Below are 20,208 nucleotides of genomic sequence, written 5' to 3'. Positions count from 1 at the left end.
ACTTGCAGTCAGCCTCCTTCTGCGCTGCTCAGCCGGCCTATCGGGCGACCGCCATTTCATACAGGAAATCGACAAATCCCGCCGTGCAGCCGGCCAGCCCCTGCACCGCCGGGTTGCTGCTTTCGATCACGAAATATTCGTCCGGCGCGTGGGCGCCGCTGCCGTGGCCCAGGCCGAACTGGCCGGCGGGCAGGGAGACGGGCGGCTGGGTGAAGACACTGCCAGGCCATGACCCGGCGTTGCGCGGATAGAGCGTGGCGGCCGCGCCGAAACGGGCATAAACCGCCTGCTGGGCCCGCACCACGCGGGCGTCTTCGGCGGTTTCGGTGGGGTCGTAACCGCCGGACACCACCACTTCGATATCGCCAAAGCCGCGCTTGGCCAGATGCGCCTTCAACTTGGCTTCGGCTTCGCGGAAGGTCTGGTTGGGCACCAGGCGGCATTCCAGCTTGGCTTCGGCGCGGCCGGGCAGGACGGTCTTGCCGCCCGGGCCCATGTAACCGGCGACCAGTCCCTGGATGTTCACGGTGGGCTGCGACGCCAAACGCTCCAGCGATTGCTGCCATGGCTCGTTGTTGATCCACATTTTCACGCCCATCGCCGCCTTGGCCTGCGCCTCGTTCTGGCTGGCCGCGGTCATCGCGATCAGTTCTTTCTCGCGCGCGGTCAGGCCGCGCACATTGTCGAACCAGCCATCGATGGCCGGGGTGAAGCCATCGTCCTTCACCAGCGTGTTCAGCGCCTGCACCAGATGCCACACAGGCGAATCGACATGCGCGTGCTGGCTGCTGTGGATGTCCCCCTTTGGCCCCTTGCCCCAGCGTTCGCCACTGGCGATCAACTGGAATTCGATCGGGCCTTTCGATCCCAGGTTGATCGTGGTGCTGCCATTGGGGCTCTGCCAGGCGGTGGGGATGACGATGCCGTCGCATTTTTTCAGGGCCGCCAGCACTTCGGGGGCCTGCACGATCTCGTGGAAATGCGGCGAAGCGATTTCTTCCTCACCTTCGGCAACCAGCACGAGGTTGACCGGCAATTTCTGCCCGGCGGCGCGAAACGCGTGCAGCGCGGCGAGGAAGGCGGCTTCCGGGCCTTTCTGGTTGATGGCACCGCGGCCGACGATGGCCTTGCCCCAGCCTGGCTTGTCGATGATGCGCGCTTCGAACGGCGGGCTGGTCCATTCGGCAGGGTTCACCTGCTTGACATCATACATGAAATAAATGCCGACGGTGCGTTTGGCGCCGGCGTCGAGCGTGGCGAAAATGCCGGGCTGGCCCGTGGTGGGCATGCGTTTCACCATCTGGAAGCCGGCATCGCGGATCAGGTCCATGGTGAAGGCGCAGGCTTCCTCCATCCGATAATTTTCCGCCGCGATACCGGGGCTGCGGATCCAGGCCTGAATGCGGGCGATATTCTCCGGCAGTTGGCGATCAATGGCGGCACGGATGGTTTTTTGCGCGGCGGCAGCCGGCGCGGTCGCAGAACGGGCGGCGCCCGGCAGCGCCAGCGCTGCGGCTGAACCGGCCAGCAAAGTGCGGCGATCGAACATGGTCATACGCTTGTCTCCCCAGTCCGGATGCAGATGCAGCCGGAATTTGTTTGCGGCGGGCAAGCGCATTGCGCTCTTCCTGCCGGCAGTTGTGCCATCCTGGCAGGGCCGCCGCAGTCCGCCAAGCCCGTCGGCATTTGCGGCATGCCTTTGTTGCAACGCAACAATTTGGCGGTCGGAAAAATCGACAAATCAATCGCACATGATGGTGCGGCGACAGATTGACACATGCGGCGGAATGGCTAAGGATTAATACGCTGCGACACCGCGCCGCGTCTCTCCCTGGGGACCGCCGCTGGCGAATGGGCTGCAGCAAGGATTGGGTCGCAAGCGTTCGTTACCCATTCCGGCAAACAGGCGGGGTAGCCGATGCCCATTACCGGGCCGGCGAATTTTCCGAATGGGAGAGGAGTGTCCTATGGCTGATGATACCAAGGTCTACCCGACCGGGCTGACCGAAAAGGAAGCGATTGAAATCAACGAAGGCCTCAAGTGGGGCACGCGGATTTATGTTGGCACCGCGATTGTTGCACACATCCTGGCGTTCGTTCTGACGCCGTGGCTGAAGTAAGCAAGAGGGGAGTCTGACTCATGAATGAAGGTCGTATCTGGCTTTACGTCAACCCCAGCGTCGGTCTGCCGCTGTTCTTTCTCGTCTGGGTCGCTGGTGTTTCGTTCGCGATTCACTTCTCGATCCTGACCCACACCACGTGGTTCGCCGCGTTCTGGGAAGGCGCTGCTGCCCAGGCTGCAGCACCGGCCGCAATGGAAGCGGCTCCGGCTGCTGAAGCAGCCCCGGCTGCTGACGCCATGGCCCCGGCTGCTGAAGCCCCTGCAGAAGCGGCTCCGGCCGAAGCTGCCAAGTAAGTCTTGTCTCCGGCCTTGCGCCGGAGGGACTGAACAACAGGGCCGGGCCCCCCCGACGGGGGGCCCGGCCCTTTTTCGTTCGAAGATTACCAGCCGTGCGTTGCTGCGCGTTCATGCCTGGCATGAACTGGGACTCCGGCTGGCTCGGCGTTGCAGGCGCCGTCACCACCCGGCATCGGCATGTTGCTCAATCGCAGCGCTTCGGCGGCAACGCATCAACCGCTGGGCAATTCAGTCATTCTGTTCGCGACGCTGCAATGGGATGATCGCCAGCAGCGTGGCCAGCATGAACGCCAGTTCCAGCCCAAAGATCAGCATATAGCCGTTGGCGGCTTGTGGCAGTGGCAGTCCCAGATCAATGCCACGCGTCAGATCGCGCAATGCCCCGCCGATGGTGGCGCCCACGCCTTGGGATGTCGCCTGCACCGCCCCCCAGGCGCCCATTGCGATGCCGACTTGACCTTTGGGTGCCAGTCGCATGGTGGCAGTGAGTGTGCCATGACCGAACAATCCGGTGCCGATTCCAGCCAGCAGCACGCCCAAGGTGAAGATTTCCGGCGTGTCCGAGCCGGCCGCAAAGATGATCAGACCATAGGCCGGCAAGCCGATCGCCGTGCCGAGGCCGGCCATGCGGAATGGATCGGCACCCAAGGACAACACATAGGACGCATAGGCAAAGCCCAAGAGGCTGCCACCGGCCATCGTTGCGGACAGCAAGGTGGTGGCGCCGACACCCAAATGGAGCACCTCGCCGCCATAGGGTTCCAGAACGATATCCGACATGGAGAACGCCAATGTGCCCAGCCCGACTGCGATCAGCCGCAGCAGGGTCTTTTCCTGGGCCACGAACAAATCCCAGCTTTCGCGAAAGCTGGGATCGGGGGCGAGTGGCGCCGTGCGCAACCGACTCGGAACCCGCGCCTCCTGCTTCCAGAGCGCGGCAAAGTTCAGCAGGATGGTCACCACACCACAGCCCTGGATCACCTGGATCAGACGGCCCTGTGAGAAATCCTTCAACACCCAACCGAAGAACAACGCCGCAGCGATCGAGCCAATCAGCAGCATCACATACATCAGCCCGACCACATTGGGCTGCTGCTCTTCCGTCGTCAGATCGGTGGCCAGCGCCAACCCGACCGTCTGGGTGATATGGACGCCAGCCCCGACCATCAGAAAGGCGATCGCTGCCGCCGGTATGCCCAGCCACAGGCGCTCGTCAAAAGCCTCCTGGGCACCGGACAAGACCAGGATGGCAAAGGGCATGATGGCCAAACCGCCAAACTGCACCATGGTGCCAAGATAGATATAGGGCACCCGTCGCCACCCCATCGCCGATTTGTGCGTATCCGATTTGTGGCCGACCAGCGCGCGAAACGGCGCCGCCAACAGCGGCAGCGCCAGCATCAGGCCCACCAGACTTGCCGGCACGTGCAGTTCGACGATCATGACGCGATTGAGCGTGCCGACCAGCAGCACCAGGCTGATCCCCACGCTGACCTGGATCAGCGACAGCCGCAGCAATCGCGACAATGGCAATGTCGGGCTTGCGACATCGGAGAACGGCAGGAATCGCGCGCCCCAGGTCATCCAGACGCGGGTGAACTGGGCGTTGACGCCCTTTGGGGCAGGAACGGGTTCGGCAGACATGGCGTGACTCAAAGCCGATTGCACGGCGCTTGGCAATGGGGTGATGAAGGGAACATCATGGGGTTGGTGGCAGCCGCTGCAGCGGGCGCCCCAATCATCGTCGGGGCGGTCCGGCATCAGCGCCGGGCCAGAATCTCCAGGGTCAGGGCCCGGCATTCATAGGGCAGATCGGGCGCCGAGCAGAAATCCGGCCAGTCGCGGCGCTGCAGCCAAAATTGTGCCAGGCCGATATCGGCCATCGCCCGCATGAAGCGCTGGTCTTGCCGAAGATCCTGCAAATAGCTGCGAAACAATATTTCCGGGCCGGTGCGCAATTCCGCAATGGCGGTCGGGTGCTGCATGATCGCCAATGCCTCATCGCGGGCGCCCAGGCTGGCGGCCGCCTGCAGCAGCAAGAACGGGATTTTCGGTTCGCGTGCCCATTGCCGGCGCAGCGGCGCCAGCGCGGCTTCGATGCGCGCCGGGGTCGGTTCCATTCGGGCCAGCAGATAGTTGCGGAACAGCGAATTCTGCACCTCGCGCGGTCCGGAGTCGAAATAATCCCCGGCTTCAAGCTGACGCAGCACGGTGGCGGCGTCACCCAGCCGCCATTCGATGCGGAAACGCGCGTCGCGAATGGCCGCCGATCCCGGCCAAAGCAATTCGGCCTCGCGCGCGGCCTTGCGGGCCGGTGCTATGAACCCGGAGAAGCCAAGCGCGGAAATCAGCGCATGATGCAGCTGCACATCATAGGGATCGAGCCGCAGGGCATTGCCAGCGGCATAGACGGCCGAACCAAGCTCGCCGATTTCGCGCAGCAGCGCGGCGCGGGCCTCGTGCAGCGCCGCCGATCCGGGCTGCTGCTGCAAGGCGGTGTCGATACGGTTCAGGCGCTGGCCCCAGCGCCCGGCCGGCAGCAGCGCATTTTCGCCGATCACCACCATGGGATGGCCCGGCGAAAGCCGGCGCAGCCGGGCCACCTGCCGTTCCAGCCCGGCGCGGTTGTCGTGCCCGCCGGTCAGCTGGCTGAACCGGTACCAATCGATGGCGCGCAACACCTGCCACGCCGCGACACGGGGGCTTTTTGGCATCAGCCCGGCAAGCTGATCGAGCTGCTGTTGATCCGGCAATTTGCCGTCGATGCGCTGCTGCGCGCACAGCGCCAGCATCAGCCGCAGGGCTTCGGGATCATAAGGCCGGTCGAGGCCGCCGGCACCAAAAGCGCAGAACAGGACCGCCCCGGCAGCGCCGGTCATGGCCTTGAGCTGCGCGCCCGGCGGCGCGCGCGGCAGCGAAGTCGACCACAAAACGCCGCCGCGCCGATCGTGCAGGCTGAACAGATCGGTCGCCTCGCCGGCCGGGCCGGGTGCGGCCTGCAAGCGGAAATCCGCGTCGTCCACCGCGCCGTCCGCCCGGAACAGCGGCAGATCAGGCGTGCGGCGCGCGCGCATCAGTTCCAGGGTCAGCGCCGCTTCGCGGGCAGAGCTGGTGCCGGGATCAAGCTCGATCTGGATGATGGCGCTGGTGGGCGCGGCCGGGGTGATCAGCAACCACAGGCCCAGCGCCAGCCCGGCCGCGCCGATCAGGGCAGGGGCCCACCAGCGCAGCGGACGGCGATGCGGGGGGTGGGCAGGCGCCGGCATTGCCCCAGCGGCGGGCTGGGCTGCCAGCGCGGGCGCCGATGGCTCGCCAGCCGCCGCCGGCAGTGATGGCAATTCCACCAATCGATACCCGACCCGCTTGACCGTTTCGATGGTGAAGACATTCTGGCCAATGGTTTGCGCCAGATCGCGCAGCCGCGAGATGACGCGTTGCAAGGCATTGTCACCCACGATCACTCCGCCCCAGCAGCGGGCCACCAGTTCATCGCGCGAGACGGTGGTGCCCTGGGCCTGCGCCAGCACGACCAGAACCTGCATCATGCGCGGCTCGATCATGGTCCGTTCCGGGCCATTGCGCAGTTCCAGGGTCGATGGGCCGATGTGCAGCGGGCCGATGGTCAGCGGGGCGATGTCGGCCAGCCGGATCGGTTCCCAGCTTGAGGTCATGGCGTGGCGAGGCTCCTGCGGGCAGCGTGCGGGCAAATTATCAGCTTTTGATCAGCAATCCATCAGCTTTGCGCCATGGCGCTTTCCAACGTTTCGCCTGACCAAATTGGTCATGACACACAGCATCTTGTCACCGCTGCCGCCAAGGCCTGCCCTCGATCAGCCCGGCCCGTGCCGGGGTGGGCGTCGACATTCCCGGACACCTGGTGCCCTGCTGACCGTCTGCTGCCTGATATGGCCGGCATCGGCACCGGCGCAGACCAAGTTTCCGGCCGAGGGTGGCCGCGGTGATGCAGAACATCAAGTGGTATGCCCGGCTGGATATGTTCTCAGCGGCTTTTCCGGCCGGACCGGTACGTGGATCGATCAGATCCAGGTGATCTGTTCAGAAGTTCTGCCGAATTTCGCGTTGGGGAAAACCATACGACTGGCAACCAAGGGCGGCAACGGCGGCAGCCCAACGGAATCAAACTGTGATCCCGGAGGCGGGATCAGATCGATCCAGTTTTACTATCTGTACACCGAGGGGCGTGTGCGCATTCTCCAGTTTTCCTGCTCCAAACCATGCGACGGCGCTGATGCCGGGCAAAATCGCTGGTTCGGTGGGACAAGAACATCGTCGTCGGTTGCCCTACGTCCTCAAGTTGGCACAGCTGCCAGCGTTGTCGATAATCCTTGTCCTGGTGCGGAATATGCAACCGGCCTGGTCGTACGGCATGGCAAGGACGTGAACGCCGTCGGGTTGATCTGCGCCAAGGTGGTAAGCACCACGCCGCTCCCGGTGCTGATGCTGCCCAGCATGACCGCCAAGCCAGTCCCTGCGTCGTCCGCTCAAACGCCCGCGCGTCCCATCCGCCGGCTCGGCCGAATGCCGCCGGCGGGCGCGACCCCGACGGCCGATGCCTGCCTGCCTGGCTTTGTCTGGCGCAACGCCGGTCCGGATGATCGCGTATGCGTGCTCAGCTATTCGCGGGTGCGGGCGGTGCACGACAATCAGCGGGCCGAAAGCCGCCGCGATCCGGACGGGGCGTCCGGCCCTTATAGTTGCATCGCCGGCTTTGTCTGGCGCGAGGCGTTTCCCGGCGACGCCGTGTGCGTCACCCCGGAGGTGCGCAACCTCACGGCCCGCGAAAATGCGATGGCCGAACAACGCCGGGTGCAACCATGAACCGCCGCATCCCGATCTTGTCGGCGCTCTGCCTGACGCTGCTGGCGGCCACACCAAGGGCCAGGGCGCAGCAGAATTTCGGCCCGCTGCCCGCCATTCGCGGCCTGTTGATCGAAGCGCCGCCGCAAACCCTGCTGTCGCGCCCGGACATGTTCGACGGGGCGCAATATTGCGCCCGGCTGGGCGAGCTGCAGGATTGGATCCGGGCGGGGATGAATTATGCGCTGTTGCAGGCCAACGCCCAGATCGGCAGCCGCATCGCCGGGGTGCAACTGGTGCGCCCGGCGCTGGAGGTGTCGAGCGGCTGCCGGGCGCGGGCCACGCTGATCGGCCCGGCGCAAGCCATCAAGCTCGTGATCGAACTGCCGCGCAACCGGTTTGCCGCCAATGTCACCACGCCCAGCACATCGGTGCTCGGCCTTGATATCGGCCTTGGGCAGGGCGCCGATCCGCGGCTGTTCACCCGGTTCGATCTGGAGGTCACGACCATCATCGATCTGCCGCAGGCCGGCGGGCAGTGTCTCGGCCGGCCGCGCACCACCGTGTCGGTGCGCAACATCAGCAAGCCGAAGGGGGAGAATTTCACCGGCGATCTGGTGTCGTTTCTCGCCGACGTCGGTGCCACCATCTATGATCATTTCAACGATGGCGTGCTGGGCCGCCAACTGGCCACCGGCGTGCGCGAAGATCTGATGCTGCCCGGAAACCCGGTGCCGCAGATCAACCAACTGGTCTGTCAGGGGCCGCGCTATCAATCGGTCCAAGTCGGCACGGTGGCACCCGATATCCTGCGCATCGCGCTCGGCACCGGCGGCCGCATCGTGGATGCACGCTGCCAGGCCGGCTTTGTCTGGCGGCTGGTGCGCCCCGACGATCTTGTGTGCGTGTTGCCGCAGGTGCGGGCGCAGGTGCGGGCCGACAATCAACTGGCGCTGCAGCGCCGGGCCGGTGGCTTCCGCCCCTCGCTGTGTGAACCCGGCACGCCGTGCCGGGAGCCCGTGCAGCGCATCGCCTGCCTGCCGGGCTTTGTCTGGCGGGAGGCGGTTGCCGATGATGTCATCTGCGTCACGCCAGCGGCGCGCGCCCAGGCCCAGGATGACAATCGCAACGCGCGCCGCCGCCGCAATGACTACGAAGCGCCGGTGAATTGAACGGCGACTACAATCCAGCATCACCAACCACGCGCCTAGCCGCAGGACAGGAGCAGATGATGACGAAGATTCTTCAGTTCGGCCGCCACGCCAGCGTCCGGCCTGTGCCCATGATCCGGTGGCTGGCCGCCGCTGCGATGCTGGTTGCGCTGGGCGGCACCAGTCACGCCAGAAAGGATCCGGTGCCAGACCGCAAGAAGGCCATGGTGACCGAGCCGGGCACCGCGCCGACCCGCGAACAGCTTCGCCAGCAGAAACTGCTCAGGGATGCCCGCACGCGTCCCAATCAGCTGAATCCGCAGCCGCTGCCGCCGGAGCCGCCTGAAGCCAAGTGGCTGAACCCGCAGCCCGTGCCGCCGAAACGCCCGGTGCCGCCGCCGCGTTGAGGCAGCAACCGTACCACGTCAGCGCGCGGCGGCCTGCATCGCCGCAATCGCGGCATTGGCCAGCGCATCGGCGCGCTCGTTCTCGGCATGGCCGGCGTGACCCTTCACCCAATGCCAGCGCACCTGATGCGGGCGGGCCGCGGCCAGCAGGGCCTGCCAGAGGTCGTCATTCTTCACCGGCTTCTTGTCGGCGGTTTTCCAGCCGTTCCGCTGCCAGCCGATCACCCATTTGGTGATGCCGTCGCGCACATAGACGCTGTCGGTGGTCAGATCGACGCTGCATGGGCGGGTCAGCGCCGCAAGCGCACTGATCGCCGCCTGCAATTCCATGCGGTTGTTGGTGGTGAGCGTTTCGGCGCCGTTCAGTTCCTTTTCCTGTCCGCCAAAGCGCAGGATCGCCCCCCAGCCGCCGGGGCCGGGATTGCCCTTGCAGGCACCGTCGGTGAAAATCGCCACCGCAGGACGCTTTGCGGCCAGCGCCTCAGCCACCCATTTGCTCCGGGGTCGCGTCCAAATACCACGCCATGCGCCGCGCAAACGCCATCGGATCCTTGCGCGTCACCAGGGCATCGGCCGGGGTGTTGATCCAGTCATAGGCGCGCGTCAGCGTGAAGCGCAGCGCCGCGCCGGCTGCCAGCAACGGCAGCGCGGCGCGTTCCGCCGGGGAAAGCGTGATCACGCTGGCATAACCGGCCATCAACGCCGCCGCGCGCTCCGGGAAAAATTGCCGGCCATCGGCGGAAAAACACCAGGCGCCATGGGTGACCGCCACGTCATAGGCGCGGGCATCGGTGCAGGCGAAATAGAAATCGATCAGGCCGGTGACCGCGCCGTCCAGCAGCAGTACATTGTCCGGGAACAGATCGGCGTGAATGGTCGCAATCGGCAGCCCGGATGGCCAGTGCCCCATCGCCGCCAGCCCGGCATCGACCAGGCCGGGCAATGCGGGGTCAATCTCGCCCAGCCGGCCATCACATCGTGACGCCAGCGGCGCCCATGCCTCAACCCCCAGGCTGTTGGGGCGCACGGCGGTGAAATCCTCGGCCGCGCGGTGCATAGCAGCCAGCGCGGCGCCCACTTCATGGGCCTGTGCCGGCGTTGCTTCGGTCACGCTCACGCCGGGCAGAAATTCGATCATGCAGGCCGGGCGGCCATTCAGGCGTTGCAGACTGTGCCCCTGCCGGTCGCGGATCGGCCCCGGCACCGGCAAGCCCTTGGCCGCCAGATGCCCCATCAGCGCCAGAAACCAGGGCAGATCGTCTTCGGCCACACGCTTTTCATACAGCGTCAGGAGAAAACGGCCGCGCGTTGTTTCGACCAGAAAATTGCTGTTCTCGACGCCTTCGGCGATGCCCTTGAAGCTGACCGCTTCGCCGACATCATAGCCCGCCAGAAACCCGGCCAGATCATCAGCGCTGACCGGCGTGTAAACCGCCATAGTCCAGACTCAGGCCGTCAGCGAGCGCGGCAGCTTGAACACCACCTCTTCCACCGCGGTGGTGATATTCTCCGAAATCACCACAAAGCGTTCGCCAAGCGCGGTCAGCACTTCCTGCACCAGCAGTTCGGGTGCCGATGCCCCAGCGGTGATGCCGACGGTGCTGATGCCATCGAACCAGCGCCAATCGATATCGACGGCACGCTGGATCAACCAGCTTTGTGCGCCTTCGCGTTCGGCGACCTCGCGCAGGCGCTGGCTGTTGCTGCTGTTCTGTGCGCCGATCACCAGCACCAGATCGCAGCGCGGCGCCATCGCCTTCACCGCAGCCTGGCGATTCGATGTGGCGTAACAGATGTCGTCGCCGCGCGGGCCTTCGATCGCCGGGAAGCGGCGCTTCAGTTCGGCAACCATGTCCGAGGTGTCGTCGACGCTCAACGTGGTCTGCGTCAGGAAGCCCAGATTGGCCGGGTCGGCGGGCTGGATGCGCTGCGCGTCTTCCACCGTCTCGATCAGGGTCATGGCGCCATCGGGCACCTGGCCGAAGGTGCCGATCACTTCCGGATGGCCATGGTGGCCGATGAACAGGATATGGCGCCCGGCGGCGACCAGTCGCTCGGCCTGGCGATGCACCTTGGACACCAGCGGGCAGGTGGCATCGACATAGGTCAGGCCGCGCTCTTCGGCCTTGGCCGGCACGGCCTTGGGCACGCCATGGGCGGAAAACACCACCGGTACGCCGTCAGGCACTTCATCGAGTTCCTCGACAAACAGCGCACCCTTGGCCTTCAGACTGTCGACGACAAACTTGTTGTGCACGATCTCGTGGCGGACATAGACCGGCGCGCCCCAGCGCTCCAGCGCCAGTTCGACGATATGGATGGCGCGATCGACCCCGGCGCAAAAGCCGCGCGGCGCAGCGACCAGCACATTCAGGGCCGGGCGGGCGGCCGGCGAGATGACATCAGCTTCAGGAAGCGTGGGGGCGGGTGCAGCGCTGCTCATGCTCCGCGCTTTACGCCAACTGCCAATGCCGCGCCACCCCCCAGCAGTGGCTTGCCCCCGCGGCGTTTGCCCCATAGGAGAGGGCCATGGCCCCGATGATGACGCCCGCATTTCGCACCTCTGCCCGCCTGGCGCTACCAGCGCTGGCAGCGCTGGCTCTGGCCGGCTGTGACAATAATCCGCTGGTGGTCAATCGCTCGTCCTGCCCGGCGGTGGCGGTGGCGGCCTATGCCGGCGATATCAGCCTGTTCCGCCCCGGCCCGCCCGATGTCGCCAACCTCGATCTGGTGGCGTCCATCACCAACGTCCGCGATACCTGTGTCGAGACGGCGGAGTTTTTCCAGTCGCGGATCACCTATGATGTGGTGGCGCGCCGCACCGACACCACCGCGGCGCGCAGCGTCACCTTGCCGTTGTTCGTCGCGATGGTGCAGGCCGGCAATCTGGTGAACGCCAAGCAGATTGCCCAGGTGCAGGTGAAGTTCGCTGCCGGGCAGGAGCGCGCGCTGGCCAGCGGCACGGCCGACGTCAGCGTGTCGCGCCGGGCGGCGGCCGTTTCGGCGGAAATCCTTGGCAAGATCAACCGCAATCGCAAGCCGGGCGAAATCGATGCCGCCACCGATCCGATGGCCGATCCCGAAGTGCGCGCCGCGTTGCGCGCCGCCAGCTTCGAGGTGTTGCTCGGCTTCCAGCTCGACGATCAGTCCCTGGCCTACAACGTCGCCAAATAAGCCGATTTGCGGCGCCGCAGCTGGCGGCCGACCATCAACATGCCGGTGATGAACAGTGCCCAGCTCTGCGGTTCCGGCGTGGGTGCCAGGTTCAGCCACGGACCATCGCTCAGGCTGCTCGCACGGGCTGGCATCGCCAGAGGCTCGGTGGCAAACTGCATCGGCGTGGCTTGCAGGCGGGCCAGGGCAGCAGGCGGCGCGGTGCCGCTCTGCAACCGCTGGCTACCATCCTGACGCCCCGGCCATGTGAGGCGCAGGTCGCCGGCCACTTGCGGCAGCGGCGGCTGCGCTTCCCAGGGGGCCAGCGGCCGATAATCGCTGCGCGTGCAGGCCTCGGCGCAGCCGGTCTGCAACCCGGCCAGATCCGCCGACGCCGGCCACGCATCGCCGATGGTGACGCCAGCGCCGGCCGCGCTGCGCGCCAGTTCGGGCAGCGCCGGCCCGGTGCGCGGCGCTTCGACGCGGTTCGCACCGTGCATCCCCATCGCCAGCACAAAGCCGATCACCAGCGCCAGCACCGAGCCATATTTGCCCATCGTCACGCCCTCCTGCAGCCAGCAACGGCCGCGGCCGGGCTTGTTTCAGCCGGGTGGCAATCCGGCCATTGACAGGCGCGCGGGCATCGCCCAATCGCGGTGGTGTCGCCGGGGGAAACCCCGGCGCCGCGCGCGGGAGAGTGTGGGTGGGGCTGCAAGGCCGATGCCCACCGCCGAAGGAGCAAGCCGCCCCCGGAATCTCTCAGGCCCAAGGACCGCGCCGGCGTATCAGCGACACTCTGGAAAGCGGGTATGGCCTTGTGGCCATGCCCCACCGAAGGGGTAAGCCGCGGTCACGCAAGTGACCCGGTCAAAGCTCTCAGGTCTGGCGACAGTGGGGGACAGGCGGTCGGCAACCATGCCGGGCGCAACTGTTGTTGCCGGGGGTTACATGGCCGAAGCCGATCTGAAATCGCTGCCGTTGGATGCGCTGCATCGCCGCCTGGGCGCGCGCATGGTGGGCTTTGCCGGCTATGCCATGCCGATCCAGTTTGAAGGCATCATCGCCGAACATGTGTGGACGCGTGAATCCGCCGGGCTGTTCGATGTTTCGCACATGGGGCAATTGCTGGTGGAAGGCGACGGCGCGGGCGCGTGGTTGGAAACATTGGCGCCCGGTGATTTCCTGGCCCTGCAGCCGCACCGCACCCGATACTCGCTGCTGTTGACCGATGATGGCGGCATCATCGACGATCTGATGGTCACCAACACCGGCAAGAGCTATTATCTGGTGGTCAATGGCGCCACCAAGGCGGGCGACATCGCGCACATGCAGGCGCGGCTGCCCGCCGGCATCACACTGACCCACATGGAGGATCACGCGCTGCTGGCCCTGCAGGGGCCGCAGGCGGTCACCGTGATGGGGCGGCTGGCGCTGGCTCCGGCCGAAGCGGACCAGCCCGGTTTTGCCGATCTGAAATTCATGGCCGGTGCGCGGTTCCTGTGGAACAGCATCACGCTGGGCATCACACGGTCGGGCTACACCGGCGAGGATGGCTATGAAATCTCGGTGCCGGCGGCTTCTGCCGAGGCGTTGGCCGAAGCCTTGCTGGCGCATGCGGAGGTCAAGTCCATCGGGCTGGGCGCACGCGATTCGCTGCGGCTCGAAGCCGGGCTGCCGCTTTATGGACATGACATTGATACCAGTGTCACGCCGATCGAGGCCGATCTGGCCTATGCCATTTCCAAGCGTCGCAAAACCGAAGGCGGCTTTCCGGGGGCATCGCTGATCCTCGATCAATTGCTGAACGGTGCGCCGCGCAAGCGGGTGGGCCTCAGCGTGGAAGGCCGGCTGCCAGCGCGCGAGGGCGCCACCGTTTGGGCAGGGGAGCGTCAGGTGGGGGTCGTCACGTCCGGCGGCTTCGCGCCCAGCCTGAATGTGCCGATTGCCATGGCCATGGTTGAAACCGCGCATGCCGGCGACGGCACCGCGCTGGAGATTGATGTGCGGGGCAAGCGCATCGGCGCGCGCGTCGTGCCGATGCCGTTCAAGCAGAAGAATTATGTCAGGGAAGGGACCAAAGCATGAGCCGCCTCTATACGCAGGATCATGAGTGGATCGATGTCGATGGCGGTACCGCCACCGTGGGCATCACCGATTACGCGCAGGGCCAATTGGGCGATGTCGTGTTCGTCGAACTGCCGGAAGCCGGCCGCGCCGTGACCAAGGGCGGGGAAGCCGCCGTGGTCGAATCGGTCAAGGCCGCATCGGATGTCTATGCGCCGGTGTCGGGCACCGTCACCGAAGCCAACCCGGCGCTGACCGATGATCCGGCGCTGGTCAACACGGCGCCCGAAACCGAAGGCTGGTTCTTCAAGCTGACGCTGGCCGATGCGTCCGAACTGGATGGCCTGCTGGACAAGGCGGCCTACGACGCGTTCGTCGCCGGGCTGTAAGTGAGCATCGGCACCGCCTCCCGCTGGGATCCGGCGCTCTATGCCGCCAACGCCGGTTTCGTACCGGCGTATGGCGTTGCCGTGCTTGATCTGCTCGGCCCTCGGCCGGGGGAGCGTATCCTCGATCTGGGCTGCGGTGATGGCGTGCTGACGCTGAAGCTCGTCGAGGCCGGCTGCGACGTGGTGGGCGTGGATGCTGATCCTGCCATGGTCGCCGCGGCGCGGGCCAAGGGCCTTGATGCCCGCGTTGGCGACGCTCGCGCGCTGGATTTTGCCGGCGAATTCGATGCGGTGTTCACCAATGCTGCGCTGCATTGGGTCGGCCAGCCTGATGTGGTGACGGCGGGCGTCAAGCGTGCCTTGAAGCCCGGCGGGCGGTATGTCGGTGAATTCGGCGGTCACGCCAACATTGCCGCCATCCGCACAGCGTTGAAGGCGGTGCTGGCCAACCACGGCTTTCCGGCCGCTGGCGCCGAAACCAGCTATTACCCCACCGGCTCGGCCTTTCGCGCCGTGCTCGAACGCGGCGGCTTTGCAGTTGAAGCCTGCGCCCTCATCCCGCGCCCGACGCCGCTGCCCGCCAGCGGCATGGCCGGCTGGCTGGAAACGTTCCGCGGCGGCTTCATCGATGCCGCCGGCGTGCCCGATGGCCTGAAGGATCAGATCATCGCCGAAACCACCGCACTGCTCGTGCCCGCGCTGCAGGCAGCCGATGGCGCCTGGATTGCCGATTATGTTCGCCTGCGCTTTGCCGCGCATTTTCCGGAGTGACCCGCTTGCGTTACCTGCCGCTTTCTCCCACCGACCGCCAGGCCATGCTGGCCACCATCGGTGCCGCCGATATCGATGCGCTGTTCAGCGATGTGCCGCTGGATGCGCGGCTGGATGGCCCGATCGCCGGCCTGCCCAACCATGCCAGCGAAATGGCGGTGGAACGCGCGCTGATGAAAATGGCGGCGAAGAACACCACCGCCAGCACCGCGCCGTTCTTCGTCGGCTGCGGCGCCTACAAGCATCACGTGCCGGCCACGGTCGACATGGTGATCCAGCGCGGCGAGTTCCTCACCGCCTACACGCCTTATCAACCGGAAATCGCCCAAGGCACGCTGCAGGTGCTGTTCGAGTTCCAGAGCCAGGTGGCGCGGCTGACCGGCATGGAGGTGGCCAACGCCTCGATGTACGACGGCTCCACCGCGATGACCGAAGCGGTGTTCATGGCGCGGCGCATCACCCGGCGCGCCAAGTGCCTGGTTTCGGCCGGCGTCCACCCGCATTACACCTCGGTGCTGAACACGCTCACGCGCTTCACCGGTGATGTGGTGGTGGCCGGCACGCCCAGCCTGGCCGTCGGGGCACCGGGCGATGATCTGGCCAGCCTGATCGCCGGCATCGACAAGGACACCAGCTGCGTCATCGTGCAGAACCCCAATCTGTTCGGCCACATCGCCGATCTGACGCCGCTGGCCGATGCCTGCCACGCGGCCGGTGCGCTGCTGATCGTCGTCGTCACCGAAGTCGTCTCGCTGGGTGCCGTGAAGTCGCCGGGCGAAATGGGCGCGGATATCGTCGTGGGTGAGGGCCAGTCGCTGGGCGCGGGCCTGCTGTTCGGCGGGCCTTACCTCGGTCTGTTCGCCTGCCGCGAGAAACATGTTCGCCAGATGCCGGGGCGCCTGTGCGGGGAAACGGTCGATGCCGCCGGCAAGCGCGGCTTCGTGCTGACGCTGTCCACCCGTGAACAGCATATCCGCCGCGAGAAGGCGACCAGCAACATCTGCACCAACAGCGGCCTGATCGCGCTGGCATTCAGCGTGCACCTGACCTTGCTGGGCGAAAAGGGCCTGCGCCATCTTGCGGCGCTTAATCACGCCCGCGCCGTACAACTGGCCGACCGGCTGGGCCGGGTGCCGGGCGTGACGCTGCTGAACGGGTCGTTCTTCAACGAATTCACCCTGGATCTCGGCCGCGAAGCGCGGCCTGTCGTGCGTAAACTCGCTGACAAGGGCGTGCTGGGCGGCGTGTCGCTGGGCCGGCTGTGGCCGGGCGAGGCGTCGCTGCACAATGCGATGATTGTCGCGGTCACCGAAACCGCCACGGATGAAGATTTTGACGCGTTCGAAGACGCGCTGGATGAGGTGCTGGCAAAATGACTGAGATGAACAACGTGGGCCGCCCCAGCCGACTCGATCTGGGGCTGGTGGCCGGCACCGGCGCGGTTGTGGAAACCTTCACCGGCAATCGCGCGCTGATGCTTGAAGAACCATTGCTGTTCGAACGCGGTGCCGCCGACGGTTCGGGCGTCGATTTCGCGCCGGTGCCGCCCGTGCCGGATCGGCTGGGCGGCCTTGGCCGCAGCGCGCCGATCGGCCTGCCCGGCTTTTCGGAGCCGGAGGCCGTGCGCCACTACACCCGCCTGTCGCGGCAGAATTATGCCATTGATCTCGGCATCTTCCCGCTGGGTTCGTGCACGATGAAGCACAACCCGCGCCTCAACGAGAAAATGGCGCGGCTGCCGGGCTTTGCCGATATCCATCCGTTGCAGCCGCAGGCCAGCGTGCAGGGTGCGCTCGAACTGATCGACGTGCTCGCCGATTGGCTGATGAAGCTGACCGGCATGCCGGCGGTCGCCATGAGCCCCAAGGCCGGCGCGCACGGCGAATTGTGCGGCATGCTGGCGATCCGCGCCGCGCTCGATGCGCGCGGGGATGCTCGCCGCGTCGTGCTGGTGCCTGAATCGGCGCATGGCACCAATCCGGCCACGGCGGCCTTCTGCGGCTTCACTGTCGAGAATATCCCGGCCAATGCGCGTGGGCGCGTTGATCTCGATGCCATGCTGGCCCGGCTGGGGCCGGATGTGGCGGCGGTGATGATCACCAATCCCAACACCTGCGGGCTGTTCGAACCCGATCTGAAGACCATTGCCGATGCCGTTCATGCGGCTGGTGGCTATGTCTATTGCGACGGCGCCAATTTCAACGCCATCGTCGGTCGCGTGCGTCCCGGCGATCTGGGTGTGGATGCGATGCACATCAATCTGCACAAGACGTTCAGCACGCCCCACGGCGGCGGCGGGCCTGGCTCAGGCCCGGTGGTGCTTTCGGCTGCGCTGGCGCCGTTCGCGCCGATCCCGTTCGTGCGCCGCACCGCAACAGGCCTGGAACTGGTGGAAGAAGACACCGCCGGCACGGTCGCGCCTGACAGTTTCGGGCGCATGGTCGCCTTCCACGGCCAGATGGGCATGTTCGTGCGCGCCTTGTCGTACATGATGAGCCATGGCGCCGATGGCCTGCGCCAGGTGTCGGAAGATGCCGTGCTCAACGCCAATTATCTGCTGGCCAGCCTGAAGGACATCTACACCGCGCCGTTTGCGGATGGTGGCCCGTGCATGCACGAAGCGCTGTTTTCCGATGATTTTCTCGACGGAACGGGCCTCACCACGCTCGATCTTGCCAAGGCGCTGATCGATGAAGGCTTCCACCCGATGACCATGTATTTCCCGCTGGTCGTCCACGGTGCCATGCTGGTCGAGCCGACCGAAACCGAAAGCAAGGCCAATCTCGATCAGTTGATCGGGGCGATGCGCCATGTGGCCACGCAGATGCTGGCCGATCCCGAAGCCTGGCGCAGCGCCCCGCATTTCGCGCCGCGCCGCCGGCTTGATGAGACGCTGGCGGCGCGGCGACCGGTGCTGAACTGGAAGGATGAGGCGGCGTGACCGTGTTTCCTGCTCTCCCCAGGCCTGTTCTGGGGTAAGCTTGGGGGGAGGGTCACTCGGCGAAGCCGAATGGGGTGGAGCGTGGCCAACGGTGGCCATATCTGCACCCCTCACCCTTCAGCCGGCACCGGTATTCAGGAAGCCATCAATTGGCTGCGGCGGCGCATGCCGGCACCCACGAGGCCAAAGCCGGTCACGAGCATCAGCCAGGTCGCCGGTTCCGGCACGGCGTTGATGCCGCCCGGCACCGGAACGATCGTGCCTGAAATGCGGTTCCAGCGGCCGACCGTGTGGTTGTCGCTTTCATAGCCGCCAACCTCGGGCGACTCGCTGAACACGATCCGATCAAAGGTCGTGCCGCCGCGGGCATAGAAATTCAGGAAGGCATAGGGCTCGCCGCAATTCTGGTCGGCAAACTCAATGTTCGGATTGCAGCGATAGCTTGGTGCCGCCGGCAGGCCGCCGATGAAGGTGCTTGCGGCTTCGGCATTGAAGGTGAACAACAGGTTGCCACCGCTATAGAAGCTGACATTGTTGCCGCGATCCAGCGCCGACAGCCAATAGCCGAAATAGGTCACGCCGCCCGGTTCGGTGCTGGACAGATCGACACTGTAGCCAGCCGTGGTGAAGGTCACGGCATAGCGCGTGTCGCCGTTGGCGCCGCCATATTGATCGGCGTTGCGCACTTCGACGTTCTCATAATTGCCGCGGAACACGGAACCACCGAAGGTGGAGAGGAAATTGTTGCCGGTGCCGGTGTTGATGGTGTCGAAGGTTTCCACGCCGAAGGCATCAAAGCCCGTGGTGGTGGTTTGCGCGCCCGGCATTTCGGATTCCAGGCTGACCGTGAATGGAATGAGCGCTTGCGCGCTGGTTGCCACCATCAGGCCCGCGGTGGCGCCGAATGCAAGAATGATTTTCATGTCAAACCCCTGAGTTGCTGTTGGCCGAAACTGTTCATATCAATTAACAAATCGTTTACGCGCCTGTCGAGGGTCGTCATTAAGGCGGAGCGCGATGCAGCGCAAGCGTGAAGTTAATATCGATGAACAAAAAATAACGAATTGCCCGGCGCGCCTGTGGTCTCCAATCGCTGCCGTTGCAACTCAAATATATGTATTTACGAGGAAAATTGTTTGAGATGCGCGCGTCGCAAGCGCTGCTGGGCCAAATCTCACGCTTCAGCCCGGGCCGGCGGCGCCGGATTTCGCCGGCTCCCGCAGGCGGAAAGGCGCAAAAAAGGCCGGCAGTCTTTCGACTGCCGGCCATATTTTCACACCGTGCTGTGTTCAGGCTGCAACCAGCATGTGCTTTCGCATGCCGACGCCGACGAGGCCAAAGCCGAACACCAGCATCAGCCACGTCGCCGGCTCCGGTACAGTATTGATGGTGCCCGCCACTGGCACGATGGTGCCCGAAACACGGTTCCAGCGGCCGACCATGTGGTTGTCGCTTTCATAGCCGCCGCCGGCCGGCTTTTCGGCGAAGACGATGCGATCGAAGCTGGTGCCGCCGCGTGCATAGAAGTTCAGGAAGCTGTAGGGCTCGCCGCTGTTCCGGCCCGCAAAGGCGATGTTGGGATTGCCATAATGGCTCTTGAAGTCCGGCAGTGTGTTGATGAAGGTGCGGGCAGCCTGTGCACCGAAGGTGAACAGCAACTGGCCGCCCTGATAGAAGCTGACATTGTTGCCCGCATCGAGCGCGGACAGCCAGAACCCGAAATAGGTGACGCCGCCGGGCTGTGATGACGACAGATCAACGCTGTAGCCCGCATTGGTGAAGGTCACCGGATAGCGGCCGTTGCCGCCAGCGCCGCCATATTGATCGGCCTTGTTGATCTGCACCCCGGCGTAACGCCCGCTGAACACGGATCCGCCGAAATTGCTGGTGACGTTCTTGCCGGTGCCGGTGGCGATGGCATCGAAGGTCTCGATGCCCACCGCGTCGAATCCGGATGTGCTTTTCTGGATGCCGGCTGCTTCCGATTCCAGGCTGACCGTGAAGGGGATGACGGCCTGGGCGCTGCTGGCCGCCAGCACGCTGGCCACTGCGGCGATGGATGGGGACTTGATCATCGTGCTGTATCTCGCTTCTT

At 65.4% G+C, this 20,208-nt stretch carries 21 protein-coding genes and 2 riboswitches; of the genes, 12 read left to right on the top strand and 9 right to left on the bottom strand.

What is annotated here, in order from left to right; all coding sequences use genetic code 11:
• Nucleotides 1–37: 37 nt before the first annotated feature.
• On the bottom strand, nucleotides 38–1,555 hold the full coding sequence (locus tag ABWP22_RS08725; RefSeq protein ID WP_353199573.1) for a M20/M25/M40 family metallo-hydrolase: 1,518 nt from the start codon (nucleotides 1,553–1,555) through the stop codon (nucleotides 38–40).
• Between the two features lie 21 nt (nucleotides 1,556–1,576).
• Between ABWP22_RS08725 and ABWP22_RS08720 the strand changes: the two genes are divergently transcribed.
• The 3 genes from ABWP22_RS08720 (at nucleotide 1,577) to ABWP22_RS08710 (ending at nucleotide 2,416) form a co-directional block, all read left to right on the top strand.
• Nucleotides 1,577–1,774 carry a hypothetical protein gene (locus ABWP22_RS08720; RefSeq protein ID WP_353199572.1) on the top strand — a complete coding sequence of 66 codons (198 nt, stop codon included), beginning with the start codon at nucleotides 1,577–1,579 and terminating at the stop codon, nucleotides 1,772–1,774.
• A 193-nt stretch (nucleotides 1,775–1,967) separates the two neighbouring features.
• A complete protein-coding gene (locus ABWP22_RS08715) occupies nucleotides 1,968–2,120 on the top strand; it encodes a light-harvesting protein (RefSeq protein ID WP_353199571.1) in 153 nt (50 codons plus the stop codon).
• Nucleotides 2,121–2,140: 20 nt separating this feature from the next.
• Complete coding sequence (locus ABWP22_RS08710; protein WP_353199570.1) at nucleotides 2,141–2,416, top strand: light-harvesting protein; 276 nt, start codon at nucleotides 2,141–2,143, stop codon at nucleotides 2,414–2,416.
• Nucleotides 2,417–2,647: 231 nt separating this feature from the next.
• Here ABWP22_RS08710 and ABWP22_RS08705 read toward each other — a convergent pair whose 3' ends face one another.
• On the bottom strand, nucleotides 2,648–4,063 hold the full coding sequence (locus tag ABWP22_RS08705) for a PucC family protein (RefSeq protein ID WP_353199569.1): 1,416 nt from the start codon (nucleotides 4,061–4,063) through the stop codon (nucleotides 2,648–2,650).
• Between the two features lie 116 nt (nucleotides 4,064–4,179).
• A complete protein-coding gene (locus ABWP22_RS08700; protein ID WP_353199568.1) occupies nucleotides 4,180–6,090 on the bottom strand; it encodes a winged helix-turn-helix domain-containing protein in 1,911 nt (636 codons plus the stop codon).
• Here ABWP22_RS08700 and ABWP22_RS08695 point away from each other — a divergent pair.
• Genes ABWP22_RS08695 through ABWP22_RS08685 form a run of 3 tightly spaced genes read left to right on the top strand, consistent with a single transcriptional unit; the run spans nucleotide 6,053 to nucleotide 8,795 of the window.
• Nucleotides 6,053–7,258 (top strand): jacalin family lectin, encoded by a 1,206-nt coding sequence (locus ABWP22_RS08695; RefSeq protein ID WP_353199567.1) that lies wholly within the window; start codon nucleotides 6,053–6,055, stop codon nucleotides 7,256–7,258. The two genes, ABWP22_RS08700 and ABWP22_RS08695, sit on opposite strands and share 38 nt — an antisense overlap.
• Nucleotides 7,255–8,409, top strand: a complete 1,155-nt coding sequence (locus ABWP22_RS08690) for a hypothetical protein (protein ID WP_353199566.1) — start codon at nucleotides 7,255–7,257, stop codon at nucleotides 8,407–8,409. The genes ABWP22_RS08695 and ABWP22_RS08690 overlap by 4 nt, the downstream gene beginning before the upstream one ends.
• 59 nt (nucleotides 8,410–8,468) lie before the next feature.
• On the top strand, nucleotides 8,469–8,795 hold the full coding sequence (locus ABWP22_RS08685) for a hypothetical protein (protein ID WP_353199565.1): 327 nt from the start codon (nucleotides 8,469–8,471) through the stop codon (nucleotides 8,793–8,795).
• Nucleotides 8,796–8,813: 18 nt separating this feature from the next.
• Here ABWP22_RS08685 and rnhA read toward each other — a convergent pair whose 3' ends face one another.
• Genes rnhA through ispH form a run of 3 tightly spaced genes read right to left on the bottom strand, consistent with a single transcriptional unit; the run spans nucleotide 8,814 to nucleotide 11,238 of the window.
• Nucleotides 8,814–9,284: a ribonuclease HI gene (rnhA, locus tag ABWP22_RS08680; RefSeq protein ID WP_353199564.1), complete on the bottom strand. Its 471-nt coding sequence runs from the start codon at nucleotides 9,282–9,284 to the stop codon at nucleotides 8,814–8,816.
• Nucleotides 9,277–10,233 (bottom strand): homoserine kinase, encoded by a 957-nt coding sequence (gene thrB, locus ABWP22_RS08675; RefSeq protein ID WP_353199563.1) that lies wholly within the window; start codon nucleotides 10,231–10,233, stop codon nucleotides 9,277–9,279. Before thrB ends, rnhA begins: the two co-directional genes overlap by 8 nt.
• A 9-nt stretch (nucleotides 10,234–10,242) precedes the next feature.
• Complete coding sequence (ispH, locus tag ABWP22_RS08670) at nucleotides 10,243–11,238, bottom strand: 4-hydroxy-3-methylbut-2-enyl diphosphate reductase (RefSeq protein WP_353199562.1); 996 nt, start codon at nucleotides 11,236–11,238, stop codon at nucleotides 10,243–10,245.
• An 86-nt stretch (nucleotides 11,239–11,324) separates the two neighbouring features.
• Here ispH and ABWP22_RS08665 point away from each other — a divergent pair, with 86 nt between their 5' ends.
• Complete coding sequence (locus tag ABWP22_RS08665; protein WP_353199561.1) at nucleotides 11,325–11,969, top strand: hypothetical protein; 645 nt, start codon at nucleotides 11,325–11,327, stop codon at nucleotides 11,967–11,969.
• Here the strand turns inward: ABWP22_RS08665 and ABWP22_RS08660 are convergent.
• Nucleotides 11,951–12,511, bottom strand: a complete 561-nt coding sequence (locus ABWP22_RS08660; protein ID WP_353199560.1) for a hypothetical protein — start codon at nucleotides 12,509–12,511, stop codon at nucleotides 11,951–11,953. The genes ABWP22_RS08665 and ABWP22_RS08660 overlap by 19 nt on opposite strands.
• A 117-nt stretch (nucleotides 12,512–12,628) precedes the next feature.
• Nucleotides 12,629–12,733, top strand: a riboswitch (glycine riboswitch).
• 1 nt (nucleotide 12,734) lies between these two features.
• Nucleotides 12,735–12,850: riboswitch (glycine riboswitch) on the top strand.
• Between the two features lie 46 nt (nucleotides 12,851–12,896).
• Between ABWP22_RS08660 and gcvT the strand changes: the two genes are divergently transcribed.
• From gcvT to gcvPB, 5 genes are read left to right on the top strand one after another with little or no spacing between them, the layout of a single operon-like run.
• Entirely contained in the window at nucleotides 12,897–14,033 is a 1,137-nt protein-coding gene (gene gcvT, locus ABWP22_RS08655; RefSeq protein ID WP_353199559.1) for a glycine cleavage system aminomethyltransferase GcvT, read from the top strand.
• Entirely contained in the window at nucleotides 14,030–14,401 is a 372-nt protein-coding gene (gene gcvH / locus ABWP22_RS08650; RefSeq protein WP_353199558.1) for a glycine cleavage system protein GcvH, read from the top strand. The genes gcvT and gcvH overlap by 4 nt, the downstream gene beginning before the upstream one ends.
• Complete coding sequence (locus ABWP22_RS08645) at nucleotides 14,402–15,172, top strand: class I SAM-dependent methyltransferase (protein ID WP_353199557.1); 771 nt, start codon at nucleotides 14,402–14,404, stop codon at nucleotides 15,170–15,172. It begins immediately after the preceding gene.
• 5 nt (nucleotides 15,173–15,177) lie between these two features.
• On the top strand, nucleotides 15,178–16,548 hold the full coding sequence (gcvPA, locus tag ABWP22_RS08640; protein WP_353199699.1) for an aminomethyl-transferring glycine dehydrogenase subunit GcvPA: 1,371 nt from the start codon (nucleotides 15,178–15,180) through the stop codon (nucleotides 16,546–16,548).
• Nucleotides 16,549–16,553: 5 nt separating this feature from the next.
• Nucleotides 16,554–18,113, top strand: a complete 1,560-nt coding sequence (gcvPB, locus tag ABWP22_RS08635) for an aminomethyl-transferring glycine dehydrogenase subunit GcvPB (RefSeq protein WP_502951109.1) — start codon at nucleotides 16,554–16,556, stop codon at nucleotides 18,111–18,113.
• A gap of 134 nt (nucleotides 18,114–18,247) precedes the next feature.
• Here the strand turns inward: gcvPB and ABWP22_RS08630 are convergent, their stop codons facing one another.
• A complete protein-coding gene (locus tag ABWP22_RS08630; protein WP_353199555.1) occupies nucleotides 18,248–19,036 on the bottom strand; it encodes an Npun_F0296 family exosortase-dependent surface protein in 789 nt (262 codons plus the stop codon).
• A gap of 366 nt (nucleotides 19,037–19,402) precedes the next feature.
• Nucleotides 19,403–20,188, bottom strand: a complete 786-nt coding sequence (locus tag ABWP22_RS08625; RefSeq protein ID WP_353199554.1) for an Npun_F0296 family exosortase-dependent surface protein — start codon at nucleotides 20,186–20,188, stop codon at nucleotides 19,403–19,405.
• Nucleotides 20,189–20,208: the final 20 nt, after the last annotated feature.

It is taken from the genome of Sandarakinorhabdus sp., assembly GCF_040398665.1.
GTDB lineage: Bacteria > Pseudomonadota > Alphaproteobacteria > Sphingomonadales > Sphingomonadaceae > Sandarakinorhabdus.
Note: the sequence above shows the minus strand (reverse complement) of the source record. Positions and strands in the feature narration are given on the sequence as shown.

Coding starts and splice junctions, on each gene's coding strand:
- gcvT (WP_353199559.1), top strand. CDS start 12,897: ATGGCCGAAGCCGATCTGAAATCGCTGCCGTTGGATGCGCTGCATCGC.
- ABWP22_RS08725 (WP_353199573.1), bottom strand. CDS start 1,555: ATGACCATGTTCGATCGCCGCACTTTGCTGGCCGGTTCAGCCGCAGCG.
- ABWP22_RS08690 (WP_353199566.1), top strand. CDS start 7,255: ATGAACCGCCGCATCCCGATCTTGTCGGCGCTCTGCCTGACGCTGCTG.
- ABWP22_RS08665 (WP_353199561.1), top strand. CDS start 11,325: ATGGCCCCGATGATGACGCCCGCATTTCGCACCTCTGCCCGCCTGGCG.
- gcvPB (WP_502951109.1), top strand. CDS start 16,554: ATGAACAACGTGGGCCGCCCCAGCCGACTCGATCTGGGGCTGGTGGCC.
- ABWP22_RS08705 (WP_353199569.1), bottom strand. CDS start 4,063: ATGTCTGCCGAACCCGTTCCTGCCCCAAAGGGCGTCAACGCCCAGTTC.
- gcvH (WP_353199558.1), top strand. CDS start 14,030: ATGAGCCGCCTCTATACGCAGGATCATGAGTGGATCGATGTCGATGGC.
- thrB (WP_353199563.1), bottom strand. CDS start 10,233: ATGGCGGTTTACACGCCGGTCAGCGCTGATGATCTGGCCGGGTTTCTG.
- ABWP22_RS08710 (WP_353199570.1), top strand. CDS start 2,141: ATGAATGAAGGTCGTATCTGGCTTTACGTCAACCCCAGCGTCGGTCTG.
- ABWP22_RS08700 (WP_353199568.1), bottom strand. CDS start 6,090: ATGACCTCAAGCTGGGAACCGATCCGGCTGGCCGACATCGCCCCGCTG.
- ABWP22_RS08630 (WP_353199555.1), bottom strand. CDS start 19,036: ATGAAAATCATTCTTGCATTCGGCGCCACCGCGGGCCTGATGGTGGCA.
- ispH (WP_353199562.1), bottom strand. CDS start 11,238: ATGAGCAGCGCTGCACCCGCCCCCACGCTTCCTGAAGCTGATGTCATC.
- ABWP22_RS08695 (WP_353199567.1), top strand. CDS start 6,053: ATGTCGGCCAGCCGGATCGGTTCCCAGCTTGAGGTCATGGCGTGGCGA.
- ABWP22_RS08685 (WP_353199565.1), top strand. CDS start 8,469: ATGACGAAGATTCTTCAGTTCGGCCGCCACGCCAGCGTCCGGCCTGTG.
- ABWP22_RS08720 (WP_353199572.1), top strand. CDS start 1,577: ATGCAGATGCAGCCGGAATTTGTTTGCGGCGGGCAAGCGCATTGCGCT.
- ABWP22_RS08715 (WP_353199571.1), top strand. CDS start 1,968: ATGGCTGATGATACCAAGGTCTACCCGACCGGGCTGACCGAAAAGGAA.
- ABWP22_RS08625 (WP_353199554.1), bottom strand. CDS start 20,188: ATGATCAAGTCCCCATCCATCGCCGCAGTGGCCAGCGTGCTGGCGGCC.